At 41.4% G+C, this 14,777-nt stretch carries 13 protein-coding genes and 1 rRNA gene; 5 read left to right on the forward strand and 9 right to left on the reverse strand.

Annotated elements, in window-relative coordinates; all coding sequences use genetic code 11:
- The 9 genes from AC1DVJ_RS02295 to dnaA all read right to left on the reverse strand — a co-directional run.
- A 16S ribosomal RNA gene (locus AC1DVJ_RS02295) occupies window positions 1-246 on the reverse strand; the annotation flags it as partial.
- Between the two features lie 374 nt (window positions 247-620).
- Window positions 621-1,688 (reverse strand): HD-GYP domain-containing protein, encoded by a 1,068-nt coding sequence (locus tag AC1DVJ_RS02300; protein ID WP_477588479.1) that lies wholly within the window; start codon window positions 1,686-1,688, stop codon window positions 621-623.
- 89 nt (window positions 1,689-1,777) lie between these two features.
- Window positions 1,778-4,270: a DNA gyrase subunit A gene (gyrA, locus tag AC1DVJ_RS02305; protein ID WP_477588063.1), complete on the reverse strand. Its 2,493-nt coding sequence runs from the start codon at window positions 4,268-4,270 to the stop codon at window positions 1,778-1,780.
- A 48-nt stretch (window positions 4,271-4,318) separates the two neighbouring features.
- Complete coding sequence (gene gyrB, locus AC1DVJ_RS02310) at window positions 4,319-6,235, reverse strand: DNA topoisomerase (ATP-hydrolyzing) subunit B (protein WP_477588065.1); 1,917 nt, start codon at window positions 6,233-6,235, stop codon at window positions 4,319-4,321.
- 35 nt (window positions 6,236-6,270) lie between these two features.
- The gene (gene remB, locus AC1DVJ_RS02315) at window positions 6,271-6,519 is read right to left on the reverse strand and encodes an extracellular matrix regulator RemB (RefSeq protein WP_477588066.1); all 249 of its coding nucleotides are present in this window, start codon (window positions 6,517-6,519) and stop codon (window positions 6,271-6,273) included.
- Between the two features lie 5 nt (window positions 6,520-6,524).
- On the reverse strand, window positions 6,525-7,643 hold the full coding sequence (gene recF / locus AC1DVJ_RS02320) for a DNA replication/repair protein RecF (protein WP_477588068.1): 1,119 nt from the start codon (window positions 7,641-7,643) through the stop codon (window positions 6,525-6,527).
- 27 nt (window positions 7,644-7,670) lie between these two features.
- A complete protein-coding gene (gene yaaA / locus AC1DVJ_RS02325; RefSeq protein ID WP_477588070.1) occupies window positions 7,671-7,886 on the reverse strand; it encodes a S4 domain-containing protein YaaA in 216 nt (71 codons plus the stop codon).
- A 14-nt stretch (window positions 7,887-7,900) separates the two neighbouring features.
- Complete coding sequence (gene dnaN / locus AC1DVJ_RS02330; protein ID WP_477588071.1) at window positions 7,901-9,043, reverse strand: DNA polymerase III subunit beta; 1,143 nt, start codon at window positions 9,041-9,043, stop codon at window positions 7,901-7,903.
- 180 nt (window positions 9,044-9,223) lie between these two features.
- Window positions 9,224-10,591 (reverse strand): chromosomal replication initiator protein DnaA, encoded by a 1,368-nt coding sequence (gene dnaA, locus AC1DVJ_RS02335; protein WP_477588073.1) that lies wholly within the window; start codon window positions 10,589-10,591, stop codon window positions 9,224-9,226.
- 638 nt (window positions 10,592-11,229) lie between these two features.
- Here dnaA and rpmH point away from each other — a divergent pair.
- The 5 genes from rpmH to mnmE all read left to right on the forward strand — a co-directional run bounded on the left by rpmH (window position 11,230) and on the right by mnmE (window position 14,769).
- The gene (rpmH, locus tag AC1DVJ_RS02340) at window positions 11,230-11,364 is read left to right on the forward strand and encodes a 50S ribosomal protein L34 (protein ID WP_028557239.1); all 135 of its coding nucleotides are present in this window, start codon (window positions 11,230-11,232) and stop codon (window positions 11,362-11,364) included.
- A 135-nt stretch (window positions 11,365-11,499) separates the two neighbouring features.
- Window positions 11,500-11,859: a ribonuclease P protein component gene (rnpA, locus tag AC1DVJ_RS02345; RefSeq protein ID WP_477588074.1), complete on the forward strand. Its 360-nt coding sequence runs from the start codon at window positions 11,500-11,502 to the stop codon at window positions 11,857-11,859.
- A gap of 71 nt (window positions 11,860-11,930) precedes the next feature.
- A complete protein-coding gene (gene yidC, locus AC1DVJ_RS02350) occupies window positions 11,931-12,704 on the forward strand; it encodes a membrane protein insertase YidC (RefSeq protein ID WP_477588076.1) in 774 nt (257 codons plus the stop codon).
- Entirely contained in the window at window positions 12,701-13,318 is a 618-nt protein-coding gene (gene jag / locus AC1DVJ_RS02355) for an RNA-binding cell elongation regulator Jag/EloR (RefSeq protein WP_477588077.1), read from the forward strand. Before yidC ends, jag begins: the two co-directional genes overlap by 4 nt.
- 74 nt (window positions 13,319-13,392) lie before the next feature.
- Window positions 13,393-14,769: a tRNA uridine-5-carboxymethylaminomethyl(34) synthesis GTPase MnmE gene (mnmE, locus tag AC1DVJ_RS02360; RefSeq protein ID WP_477588078.1), complete on the forward strand. Its 1,377-nt coding sequence runs from the start codon at window positions 13,393-13,395 to the stop codon at window positions 14,767-14,769.
- The last annotated feature ends 8 nt before the right edge of the window (window positions 14,770-14,777 follow it).

Below are 14,777 nucleotides of genomic sequence, written 5' to 3' on the forward strand. Positions count from 1 at the left end.
TAATGCGCCGCAGGCCCATCTTCAAGCCACAGATTGCTCCGTGTTTTATGATTCTCTCATGCGAGAAAACCAGTTATCCGGTCTTAGCTATCGTTTCCGATAGTTATCCCAGTCTTAAAGGCAGGTTACCTACGTGTTACTCACCCGTCCGCCGCTAGCTTATCCCGAAGGATAAACCCGCTCGACTTGCATGTATTAGGCACGCCGCCAGCGTTCGTCCTGAGCCAGGATCAAACTCTCCATAATAGTTTGGACAATTGCTTGTCCGTATATCTGAAAGCTTAATTGCTCATTTGCGTTGCTAGCGAGATTTTGCAATCTCTTTTTTGAACGATTTCTCGTCCGTGCTTACTCACTCGTTGTTCAGTTTTCAAAGATCAATTATTTCCTTTTTAATCCTTCGCCTCTCAAAGGCGACTTGATTAATATACCACATCGGCCTACTCAATTGCAAGAACTTTTTTGGAATTCTTTCGTTCTTTCGTTCGACCGCCGAAGCGACAAGGAGTAATATAACAAATATCCCATAGGATTGCAAGCTTTATTTTCATACTCATTCGAAAATGTTCTGGGATAAAAGAAACCCTCACTCTAAACGAGTAAGGGCTGATAATATCCTTTTAAATATGGCCAATCACATCTTGAATAAATAGATTTCTTTCGACAGTTAAGTTAACGATTGTACCATTTACATTAACCCATGGTCTTGTAGGATGCGAACGATCGGAGAAAACTATCTCACCCACACGGTTGTCACTTAATTTAACAAGTGTTCCGTTACTAATTTGCGTGGATTTATTCATAAAGACTTGGACGAGAGTAGGATCTACTTTGCCGAAGGATTCGGTCAACAACTGTTCTAATACAACGTAAGGCGATAGAGCAGCTTTGTAGTAGCGTTCATTCGTCATCGCGTTATAGATATCAGCAATGGCTACAATTTTCGCATAGATATGAATTTTATCGGCTTTCACACCTAATGGATAGCCTGAGCCATCCTCACGTTCATGATGTTGAAGAGCTGTTAGTTTCACACCCTCATTGATACCAGACATATTTTTGAGAATTTGATAGCCAATCAGTGTATGCTGTTTAACTTCATCCATTTCTACAGCTGTTAGAGGCTTCTTCTTCTCCAGTAGTGTACGATCCACCTTGCTGATGCCAATATCATGTAGTAAGCCCGCTAGTGCGATTTGAACTAAATCCTTCTGAGGAAGACCTGCCCATCTAGCAAGCGAATAGGAGGTTAAGCTGACTAAAATGCTTTTATGATAGATATATTCATGAAGATTTCGATTTTTGGGCGTGAAGGTGAGCACTTTATAGGCATCAATATGGCGAATAAGCGTTTCGAGGCCTGTCCGAATTTCTAATATAGGAAGCTGTTGTCCGCCATTAGCTAGAAGAAAGACTTTCTTTAGCAGTTTCACCATATTCTGATATTCCACATAAAACGGATGAACCGCCTCAGGTTCTTTCACTTTTGGCTCTTCGCTTGCTTGTTCCACTTCGTTGCTGTTCTTAGATTCAATATAAATAGATGGAATGAGAAATGCTTTCAGAATTTCAAGTTCCCTCTCCTGAATGATCCTTCCTTTATGAAAAAGCGTATTACCCATCCTGGTTATTACGTTATCGCCTAATCTTTCACCATATTTTAATTGCGAAACGGCTACTGTCGGCACGGTCATTCACTCACCTTACTAATTCGTATACTCCATATTGTAAAGTAAAAGGGATGGGTTTGTAAGCCCCCATCCCTACATTTTATATTTTATTCCTCTGACTCTGTAGCTTCAGTTGACTCTTCCCAGTCGCCGTCTTCCTCAGACTCGTTCTGTTCTTCATTCTTCTGAACGCGAGCCAATGTTCCTACTTCATCGTCTTCACGTATGTTAATTAGACGAACACCTTGCGTATTACGTCCCATGACAGAAATACCGTCCATACTCGTACGAATAACTGTTCCCGATGCCGAAATGATCATCAGATCTTCGTCTTCTTGTACCACTTTGAGACCGACAATCGGACCATTTTTCTCCGTGACATTCAAAGTTTTGATACCTTTACCACCACGCGATTGAATCCGATACTCGGAAACAGGTGTCCGTTTACCAAACCCTTTGGACGTTACGATTAGTACGCTATTATCTTCATGGACGACGTCCATATCGATGACAACATCCTCATCATCCAAGTGTATCCCTTTCACTCCCGTAGCCGATCTGCCCATTGAACGTACATCACTCTCTGGGAAGTGAATGGACATTCCTAATTTGGTCCCCATAATTATACCCTGGTTACCGTCCGTTAGTTTAACCCCAATGAGATCATCATCTTCTCGTAAATTGATGGCGATTAACCCACCTTTTCGGATGTTTGAATAATCATCGATTGGCGTCTTCTTCACAACCCCTTGCTTCGTTGCAAAGAATAGATATTGCTCTGTTTCAAAACTTTCAACAGGTATGACCGCATTCACGGTTTCCCCTTGTTCGATTTGAATCAGATTTATAATCGGCGTCCCACGAGCCGTACGGCTCAAATCTGGAATCTCGTAAGCTTTCAATCGATAGACTTTACCTTTATTCGTAAAGAACATCAGATAATGATGTGTATTCGTAACAAACAAATGTTCTACGAAGTCATTATCTTTCGTATCCATACCGACGACACCGCGTCCTCCACGCTTTTGGTTCCGATAGGTCGTAACCGGCAGACGCTTAATGTAGCCTGTATGGGTAATCGTAATTACGACATCTTCACGAGGGATTAGGTCTTCGTCTTCAATGCTTTCTTCACCAACTGTAATTTCAGAACGTCGGTCATCACCGAACTTTTCTTTAATTTCATTTAGTTCTTCGCTAATGATCGCGAGAATCAGCTGCTCATCGGCAAGAATGGCTTTAAGTTCAGCGATTCTCTTCATCAGCTCGGCGTACTCCGCTTCAATTTTCTCACGTTCTAAGCCAGTTAAACGCTGTAGACGCATATCGAGAATGGCTTGTGCTTGATCCAGGCTCAGACTAAATGTCGTTATGAGTCCTTCTCTAGCTTCATCCGTTGTTCGAGATGAACGAATTAATGCGATTACTTGATCCAGGTGATCAAGTGCAATACGCAAACCTTCTAAAATGTGCGCTCTAGCTTCCGCTTTACGCAGATCAAATTCGGTTCTACGGCGAATGACTTCTTGTTGATGCTTAAGATAATAATGCAACATCTCACGAAGATTCAAAACTTTTGGTTCTCCGTTGACGAGAGCGAGCATAATAATTCCAAAATTCGATTGCATAGCCGTCTGTTTGAACAAGTTGTTCAGAACTACATTAGGATTAACATCGCGTCGCAGCTCAATGACTACACGCATCCCGTTACGGTCAGACTCATCTCGAAGATCAGTGATGCCATCAATCTTCTTCTCACGCACAAGCTCAGCAATTTTCTCTACTAATCTTGCTTTATTTACTTGATAAGGCAGCTCATTCACAATGATTCTAGCCTTGTTATTATTTTCTTCGATGACCGTTCTAGCTCTCATCGTAACAGAGCCTCTACCAGTGGTGTAGGCTTGTCTGATGCCTTCGCGTCCAAGAATGAAACCGGCCGTTGGGAAATCAGGTCCTTTGATCGCCTGCATTAACTCCATTGGTGTGATATCTGGATTTTGGATCATCATCTGAATCCCCTCGATAACCTCTCTCAGGTTATGTGGGGGAATATTCGTCGCCATACCTACGGCAATCCCTGAGCTTCCGTTTACGAGTAAGTTCGGGAAACGAGAAGGGAGAACAACAGGTTCGTTTTCTTCGCCATCGTAGTTTGGTTTATAGTCAATTGTCTCTCTGTTAATATCCCGAAGCAGCTCCATAGCAATCTTCGATAAACGAGCTTCGGTATAACGCATTGCTGCTGCCATATCACCGTCGATAGATCCGAAGTTCCCATGTCCATCAACAAGCATATAACGCAGGGAGAAATCTTGTGCCATCCGAACCATGGTCTCGTAAACAGCCGTGTCACCGTGTGGATGATACTTACCGATAACTTCACCAACGATTCTAGCTGATTTCTTATGTGGCTTATCTGGAGACATGCCTAGTTCAGACATCGCAAACAAGATACGACGATGAACCGGCTTTAGACCGTCTCTAACATCTGGCAGTGCGCGACTGACAATGATACTCATCGCATAGTCTAAGAAGGATGTACGCATTTCGGTCGAAATGTCAATTTCTTTGACTTGCGAATGTAATTCTTCGCTCATGAATGTTCCTCCTGAAAGCTTACATCGTTTGCAACGTCTCGGACGACGTTAGATATCTAAATTTTTCACATATTTCGCATGTTCCTCGATAAAATCACGTCTAGGCTCTACATTATCGCCCATCAATGAATCAAAGAGTGTATCTGCTTCTATAGCATCTTCGATCGTTACTTGCAGAAGTGTACGGCTCTCCGGATCCATAGTTGTTTCCCATAGCTGGCCCGGATTCATCTCACCAAGTCCTTTATACCGTTGGACATTGACTTTCGTACCTTCACCAAATTCTTGCATAATGATTTCACGTTGCTTTTCGTTATACGCATATCGAATTGTTTTATTACGCTCAAGCTTAAAGAGTGGTGGTTGTGCAATATACACATAGCCAGTCTCAATTAGTTTTTTCATGTAGCGGTATAAGAAGGTAAGCAGCAAGGTACGAATATGCGCACCATCTACATCGGCATCCGTCATAAGGATAATTTTGTGGTAACGCGCTTTGGCAATATCGAAATCATCGCTAATTCCTGTGCCGAAAGCTGTAATCATGGCACGAATTTCGGTATTGGATAGAATACGATCCAGACGCGCTTTCTCAACATTTAGGATTTTCCCACGCAGAGGCAGAATTGCTTGGAAGTGACGGTCACGTCCTTGCTTAGCTGAACCACCTGCAGAGTCACCTTCTACAATGTAAATCTCACTTATCGAAGCGTCCTTAGAAGAGCAATCTGCTAGTTTACCTGGCAGGGCACTAACTTCAAGTGCGCTTTTGCGGCGAGTCAATTCTCTGGCTTTACGTGCAGCTTCTCTAGCTCTAGCTGCCTGTATCCCTTTTTCAAGGATTTTGCGAGCTACAGCTGGGTTTTCTTCAAGGAACTCTTGCAACTTCTCCGCAAATAGAGATTCCACAATACCACGAACTTCACTGTTTCCAAGTTTCGTTTTGGTTTGACCCTCGAACTGAGGCTCTGGAATTTTCACGGAAATAATCGCAGCAAGCCCCTCACGAACGTCATCCCCAGAAAGATTAGAATCACTTTCCTTGATGGAGTTATTTTTACGGGCATAGTCAWTCAGAATCCGTGTCAGTGCGCTCTTGAAGCCGGACTCGTGCGTTCCGCCCTCATGGGTATTAATATTATTGGCAAAAGAATAAATGTTCTCGGTATAGCTATCGTTGTACTGAAGAGCGATCTCGATCGAAATATTATCCTTTGCTCCCTCAACATAGATAGGCAATTCATTTACAACCTCACGGTTACGGTTTAAATGCTGTACAAAGGACACAATACCACCCTCGTACATATGAGTCGCCACAGTATCCGTACGTTCATCAATTAAGTTAATCTCAATTCCCTTATTCAAGAAAGCAAGCTCTCGAATTCTGGATTGCAATGTATCGAAGTCGTACTCCGTCGTTTCCTTGAAAATCTCTGGATCTGGTTGGAACGTAACTTGCGTACCTGTTTCTTCTGTCTCGCCGATAACCTTTACGTCATACTGAGGCACACCGCGGCGATATTCTTGTTGATGAATTTGGCCTTCACGCTTAACTTGAACCGTAAGCAGCTCTGACAAAGCATTTACAACAGAGATACCAACCCCGTGAAGTCCGCCTGAAACTTTATAACCAGAATCCTCCCCACCGAATTTACCACCAGCATGAAGCACGGTAAGAACAACTTCGAGTGTCGGTCTTTTCAGTTTGGCATTCTCACCAACAGGAATCCCACGTCCGTTATCGATAACGGAAATGCTGTTATTTTTATGAACAATGACATCGATCTTTGTACAAAAACCAGCCAGGGCTTCATCGATACTGTTATCTACAGCTTCCCAAACGAGATGGTGAAGTCCCCGGGCACTGGTTGAACCAATGTACATACCCGGTCTTTTGCGAACGGCTTCTAAACCTTCCAGAACCTGAATCTGACTGTCATCGTACGCATTTTGATTCACAGACATGCTACTCTTCACCTGCTTTTTTATATTAAAAGAAGTTAATTCGTCAATAACTGGTTAGCTCTTTTCTTGAGCGTTGTTGAGGAAATCGGAGAATAGTACACTTTACTTTTGGTCACGACCAGTGACTTGCAATCTTCCTCGCCGATTTGCTCGGTTTTCTTATCTTGTAATGCTTGTTGAATGAACTGCTTCGATATTTTGGACGACTTCTCAATCGAAATATCAAATATGGCAATTAACTCAGACGCTCTAATAATTTTCTCTCCACCCAAATGAATAAACATGCTCCTCAGCTCCTGCCGCTTACATTTCCTTTCAACACATGAAACACGGAAGCATGATCCAGTTGGTCCAAATGAACACTCTCTAGACCTGTTGTCGTAATAAATGTTTGGACTTTCTGCTGAAATGTGCGAATTAATTGTGTCTGTCTATATTCATCCAACTCTGATAGGACATCATCTAGCAATAGCAGGGGATATTCGCCCACTTCCTCATGAATGAGCTCAATCTCTGCGAGCTTGAGTGATAGCGCGGTTGTGCGCTGCTGACCTTGGGAGCCGTACGTTTGGACTTCTTTGTCATTAATGAAAAAGAGAAGATCGTCACGATGAGGGCCTACTAAAGTGACACCTCTTCGGAATTCCTGATCTTTCACCAAAGATAACTTTATCATAAATTGGTTTAATAAAACAGATTCATCTTCAAATGGCTCCATCTCAAACGAAGGGGAGTAGCGAATTACCAACGCTTCACTATCGTTCGTTATCCCTCTGTGGATGTTCTCGGCCCATTTTTGAAGCTTCTTTATAAAGTTTTGACGCTTTTTCATAATTTTAACACCATACTGTGCTAATTGTTCATTCCAGATGTCTAGCATAGCGTCAGGAGAGCTTTTTCCAGGGTAATTTTGCTTTAAATAGTTATTGCGCTGTACCAGAATTTTTTGATACTGCGATAGGTCATGAATATAGGAGGGCTGTACTTGACCTATTTCCATATCGAGAAAACGGCGTCTAATTCCCGGTGTTCCTTTAACAATCTCTAAATCTTCTGGCGCAAACATGACAACATTTAATGCACCAATAAAATTACTAAGCTTTTTTTGCTCAAGGCCATTAATCTTCGCTTTTTTCCCCTTTGTTGAGATGGAGAGATCCAGCTTGCAGCTTCCATACATTTTCTGAATCTCCGCATGCAGCAGCGTTTGATCACCATTCCAACCGATTAATTCTTTATCTTGGTGTGTGCGGTGGGATTTGGTCATCGCCATGACATAGATGGATTCAAGTAAATTGGTTTTCCCTTGTGCATTGGGTCCGACGAAAATATTTACGTTGTTCGATGTGGTTAATTCAATCTGTTCGTAATTTCTATAGTGACTGAGTACGAGTTTATTAAGAAACATTAGCCGATCATCCTCCTGTTAATCCGATCAGGAGCTTATGACCTCGAATTGCCCGAAACCTTCCACTTTCACTACGTCCTGCGGCACAAGTTTCCGACCTCTGCGATTTTCAGCTTGCCCGTTTACTTCAATTTTGGTTTCCACAACAAAAAATTTAGCTTGTCCACCTGTGGATATACAGTCCGATAATTTTAGAAATTGCCCAAGCGTGATGTATGGGGTGTTGATAACTATTTGTTTCATTCGAGCGCACTCCCTTAATTCGTTGTTCGATACGGCAAAATCAGTTGTAAAATGTTTGTGGAATCTTGTGGTTTCATGATGATTGGTTGCATAGCCCCTGTAAATCCAATTTGAATAAACTCGGAATCGAGTACCTTAAGTGCATCCAACATGTATTTGGAGTTAAACGAAATCTTAAGTAAATCGCCAACAATATGCTGCAGGGCGATTTGTTCGGTTACTTTACCTAGCTCTGAGGAGCTCGATGAGATTTCGATAGATTTATCTTCAAGCATCATCATCTTAACAATATTCGTTTTATCTTCTTTGGAGAGGAGGTAGGCGCGATCGATCGCTTCCGCCAATTCTTTGGTTGGAACAACCATTTCGGTTTGAAAGGATTGCGGAATTAGCTTCGATGTATCTGGGTAAGTACCGTCCAATATACGCGAATAAAATAAAATGGATTGAATTTTGAATAAAACCTGGTTGTCCGCAATAACTATATCTATAAGGGTGTTTTGATCAGGCAAGATTTTGCTTAGCTCGTTCAAAGTGCGACCTGAAATAACGATATTAGGCAAATTTTGTGCAAGGTCATTATCAACAGTTACTTCTCTACTTGCCAGGCGATGACGATCGCAAGCGATAAATTTCAACTTATCTCCTGTAATGTTCCAAAGTACACCTGTAAGAATGGGCGTTGATTCATTCGTGGATACAGCATATGACGTTTGTTTAATCATCGTTTTAAGCAAATCACTCGGAAGACGAAGCATTTTGCTTTCTTCGATTTCTGGAAGCAGCGGATACTCATCGGGATCTAAGCCCATAATTTGAATTTCGGAAGAACCTGAACGAATAATTGTTTGGAAATTTCCTTTAACTTCAATTTCAATCAATTGCGCAGGCAGTTTACGAATGATTTCAACGAAAAATTTAGCAGGAAGTACAACACTCCCAGCCTGGATAAGATCAATAATTTTAATTGTGCTGTTTTCACTTGCTGTAAAGCTTTGAATGGAGATGTCAGTATCACTAGCGGTTAATGTTACACCGCTTAAGGTTGCATCTATTTTGATCCCTGTAAGAATGGGTATCGTTGTTCGAGAAGATATGGCTTTGGAAACGTGACCAATGGATTCAATTAAATGGTCCTTTAGGATAGTTAATTTCATGACTTCACTCCTGCAATTCTTTTTTGACGGTGCGTTAGCATAATCATTATATAATATCATTCTTTATTAGTAATAGCAGTAGGGGCTGTAGATATGTGGATATGTGGATGAACCCGAGATAGAGCAAGCCTATCCACATGTGAATAGATTGTGCATAGGCTTATTAATAAAGTGATGTTATTAAGAGGGGTTTTTGATGCGTTCCGTTAGGTTATGGACGATCTTATATAACTCCTGATCAACTTTTAGCTGCTGCACAATTTTTTCATGCGCATGTATGACGGTTGTATGATCACGACCCCCAAAATTATCTCCGATTTTCGGCAATGAGAAGTCTGTGAGCTCTCGTGATAAGTACATCGCTACTTGCCTTGGGAAAGCCACGGCTTTGGTACGTTTACGCGCTTTGAAATCCTCGAGCTTTAAACCATAGAATTCTCCAACTCGCGCTTGAATATCCTGTATCGTAATGACCCTTGGACGGTTGGATGGGATGATATCTTTCAACGCTTCGGCTGTCAGATGAACGGTAATATCTTGATTAATAAGGGACGAGTATGCAACAACACGTATTAAGGCGCCTTCCAGCTCTCGAATGTTCGTATCAATTTGGTTGGCGATATAGATCATAGCTTCATTCGGGATCTCGAGATTTTCAGCTTTTGCTTTTTTGCGTAAAATTGCTATACGCGTTTCTAAGTCAGGCGGTTGAATATCCGTTATAAGTCCCCATTCAAAACGTGAACGTAATCGATCTTCCAACGTTGGAATTTCTTTCGGTGGACGGTCACTTGAGATAATAATTTGCTTTCCTTCTTCATGAAGCGCGTTAAATGTATGGAAAAACTCTTCCTGTGTTCCTTCTTTCCCTGCAAGGAATTGAATATCATCGATGAGCAGCACATCAATTGTACGATACTTATTACGAAAGCCTTCCCCGCGGTTATCACGGACTGCATTGATAAATTCATTGGTAAACTTTTCGGAGGATATATATAGAACCCGAGAACCTGGGTTATGTTCGAGTACATAGTGTCCGATCGCATGCATGAGATGAGTCTTACCTAGTCCAACACCTCCATATAAAAAGAGGGGATTATACGCTTTTGCCGGCGCTTCAGCTACTGCGAGGGAAGCTGCGTGAGCAAATCGGTTGCCAGATCCGATAACGAAGGTATCAAAGGTGTACCTAGCGTTCATCATACTTGTAAAGTTTTCTTCACCCGCGACGATAGCTGGCCCTTTGGGTGGAATGATAACAGGTGGAATCGTCGTCATCGAATTGGATTTATGTTCTTCGGTTTCGATAACGAATTTGACGGAAACATGCTTACCCGTAAAATCGTAGATCGTTCCTTCGATTAGTTTCGTGTATCTACTCTCTAGCCATTCCTGCGCAAAATTATTAGGCGCGCAAATGATAACGGTAGAATCGTTGAATACAGTGGCTTTGGTCGATTTGAGCCAAGTGTCAAAGCTCGGCTTACTCAGCTTCGTTTGAATAATCGTTAAAATTTGTTGCCAAAGGTCCGTAGAATGGCCTTCCACAGTACTTCACTCCTTTTGAATCAAACATGTGGCATAGGCCAGGGAAAACATTGCTTATCATATATGGATAAAACGCAAGAATGAACAACTCACGTTGTAATCTCAATGGAATAGCTAGTTAGCATTTATTATGTCCATATTTCGGCAAAAAGAATCTTATGTCTTGTGGGGTCAAAAAAGGATGACTTTTGTCGGTTTTATCCACACTATTAAGGATTCACAGAAATGACTTATGCTTGTAGAGGGTAGTTTGTGCACATTATTATCCACAGGGTGTTGATAACTTTGAGGATTAGTGGCGTATATCCACAGCAGAAACATTACTATCTTAACAAAAGATACCTTGTTAATCAACGGATTGTTTTGTATTATCCACAATAACAACAAGTTGTGGGTAGAAGTTGTTCACAACACAAGATATTGTTGATATTCTGTTGATTTTCGACAAAGTTTGTTCTTTCTCGTCAAAATTTTATACACAGCTTATTCTTTTGTTATCCAATGAGAGCTGCTGAGGAAAGTCCATCATCCAAATACTGCACACTTGGGTAGGTTGACTTTCTTCTGTGAAAATGATTTAATGAGTAGTAGAAATTTTGTAGGATGGATATCCTCAGCCAGGTAGGGAGGTGCTATAGATGGGTCCAACATTTAACCCGAATACGAGAAAGCGTAAGAAGAACCATGGTTTCCGTAAAAGAATGAGCACTAAGAACGGTCGTAAAGTTCTACAAGCTCGTCGTCTTAAAGGAAGAAAAGTCCTTAGCGCGTAAGAAAAGGCTCCGAAAGGGGCTTTTTTTTTTGCATTTTAGTGGATGGTTTACATTGAACTGGTTTTGTTAAAACTAGATAAGATATGTAGTGTTCTTTCAACTAATGAATGTGATCTGTCTGGAGTGTACATTGCTGTGGAGAAACAATATCGGTTAGCGAAAAGAGAAGATTTTAGTAAAGTGTATCGGTATGGGAAATCCATGGCCAATCACCAATTCGTGCTTTATTATTTGCCGCAATCTAAAGCAGAAGAGTTTCGGTTCGGTGTTTCGGTTTCTAAAAAGATTGGTAATGCAGTCGTACGCAATCGGCTGAGACGGATGATGAAAGAAATCATTCGTTTAAAAAAAGAAAACATGACACCTCAATATGACTACATTCTGCTGGCTAGAAAACCAGTTGTTGATATGACTTATGCAGACATGGAGAAGAGTATATGGCATGTCATTCGAAAAGCTTCTTTATATAAAAAAAATGACGCTACAAAAAAGTAACGCATTATTTCCTTGCGGGCTGAAGTTGTGTTATAGTTTATCTTGGAAAAGACATTTAGGAGGATCTCATTTTGACTCGTCGAATTTATTTGCTAGTAGCACTGTCTTCGGTGATTTTGCTTTTGTCGGGATGTAGCACGTCAGGTGCAGCATCAGCGCCAATCGACCTGAACACGGCTAATTTTTTCACCAAGTACTTTACGTACCCGCTTTCGCAAACACTTGACTGGTTCGCTGATCATTTATGGGGTCAATATGGTTTGTCCATCTTGGTCGTAACAATCATTATTCGATTGATTATTTTGCCGCTTACGCTTAAGCAATACAAAAGCTCCAAACGGATGCAGGATCTGCAGCCTGAAATGAAGAAGCTTAAAGAGAAATATAAAGATGATGCAAAAAAGCAACAAGAAGAAACAATGAAATTGTTTCAGCAAAATGGTGTTAATCCACTAGCGGGTTGTTTTCCTATCATCGTTCAAATGCCGATTCTTATCGCCTTGTATCAAGCGATTATGCGAAATCAAGAAATTCATGAACACACATTCCTATGGTTGAATCTTGGTAAGCCGGATCACTTGTACATTCTTCCTTTGATCGCCGCGGCTACAACTTTCGTTCAACAAATGTTTATGTCATCTCAAATGAATCAACAAATGAAAAGTTTAATGTATATTTTCCCGGTTATGATTTTCGTTATGTCCATGAATTTTGCGTCAGCTCTTCCGTTATACTGGATATACGGTAACATTTTCACAATCATTCAGTCTTATTTCATCTATGGTGCTCCTGGTTCACAAAAGAAGCCTGGATCTCAAAATAATAAGGGTGGCCTGTCTAAATGAAGAAAATCGTGGTGACTGGAAAGACAATTGAGCTAGCGGTTAAATCTGGTCTAGCGCAATGGCAAGTTTCGGAGGATCGTGTACATATTCATATTTTGGAACAGCCCTCACGAGGGTTGTTCGGGTTTATTGGATCCAGAGTTGCTAAAGTTGAGCTCGAATTGATACCCGATCCACTTGAGGAAGCGATAGCTTTCTTACAAGATATGTTCGAAGCGATGCAAATTTCCATCACCATAGATACTCATAAAGATCGTGAAGGCTATGTCTTAAACATGAGTGGTTCGGAATTAGGTATTTTGATCGGCAAAAGAGGACAAACGCTCGATGCACTTCAATATTTAGTGAATATTGTTGGAAATCGATATGCGAATTCTCATTTCCGCATCATCTTAGATGCGGAGAATTTCCGTGATCGACGGAAGAAGACGTTGGAGGAGCTTGCTTTAAGACTGGCTAACCGCGTCATTAAGTCGAAAAAAGAAGTTATTTTGGAGCCTATGAACTCACAAGAACGTAAAATTATTCACGCTGAATTACAAGGTCATCCAGTTATCAAAACATACAGTAAAGGCGAAGAACCGAATCGTCGGGTTGTCATCGCTGTTAAATAACACAGATCGCAATGACTTGGTTCATATGTCATTGCTTTTTCTTTACAATGAGGTAAATTCGAGGTGCAAACACTATGTTAAATGATACGATTGCTGCTATTTCTACACCGCTTGGTGAGGGTGGGATAGCGGTTATTCGTGTGAGCGGTGAGGAATCTGTCACATACGTTGAACGTATTTTCCGCTCAAAAACGAAATTATCTGTTGCTGATACGCATACGGTACATTATGGATTCATTATAGAACCTGCTTCTGCCGAAAAGGTAGAGGAGGTTCTAGTTACGTTAATGAAAGCTCCGCGTTCCTTCACGATGGAGGATGTTGTTGAAATCAGCTGTCACGGCGGGATTGTTTCCGTTAAGAATGTGCTTGATTTGCTACTTTCGCAAGGGGTCCGCTTAGCAGAACCAGGTGAATTCACGAAGCGAGCATTCTTGAATGGTCGTATTGACTTAACACAGGCGGAAGCGGTCATTGACTTGATTCGTGCTAAATCTGATCGAGCTTTCAAAGTCGCTTTGAAGCAAGTGGAAGGTAATTTATCCAAGCAAATTAAGCATTTGCGGTATGTTCTCGTGGAGTTGATGGCCCATGTTGAGGTTAACATTGATTATCCGGAACATGATGTCGAGGAAATGACGAATGCTTTCATCAAAACGAAGTGCGATGCGGTCATGTTTGTAATTGATCGTTTATTGGTGACCGCGGAACAAGGCAAGATTTTACGTGAAGGCATTGAGACGGCGATTGTCGGCAAACCTAATGTTGGGAAGTCATCGCTGTTGAATGAATTAGCACAAGAGAATAGGGCTATTGTTACCGATATTCCAGGGACAACGCGGGATGTTATTGAAGAGTTCGTGAATATTGGTGGCATTCCCTTGAAGCTGCTGGATACGGCAGGTATTCGTGAAACTTCAGATATTGTTGAACAAATGGGTGTTGAGCGTTCGAAGACGGCGTTAACTGAAGCGGATCTCATTTTGCTTGTATTGAATAGTAATGACGAGCTTCAATTCGATGAAATTGCTCTGATGAAGCAGTTGGCGGATAAGCAAACGATTGTTATTCTGAATAAAATTGATTTGGAACGCAAACTTGACGTGGAACAAGTGCTCAGTTATTTTCCAAAAGAGCGTATTGTGGAGTTATCGCTGATTGAGAATAAAGGTATTGAGGATTTGGAAAAAGCGATCGCTGCGATTTTCTTCGAAGGTAAGCTTGAATCCAGTGATCTGACGTACGTGAGTAATGTACGTCACATTTCTTTATTGAAGCAAGCAAAGCGTTCTTTACAGGATGCATTGGATGCGAATGAGCAATATGTACCGATTGATATGATTCAAATTGATATCCGAGCAGCATGGGAGCAGTTAGGAGAGATTATCGGGGATTCCGTAGGAGAGTCCTTAATCGATCAAATTTTTACACAATTCTGCTTAGGTAAATGAAAATCGAC

It is taken from the genome of Paenibacillus sp. P4_A9 (genome assembly GCF_056402415.1).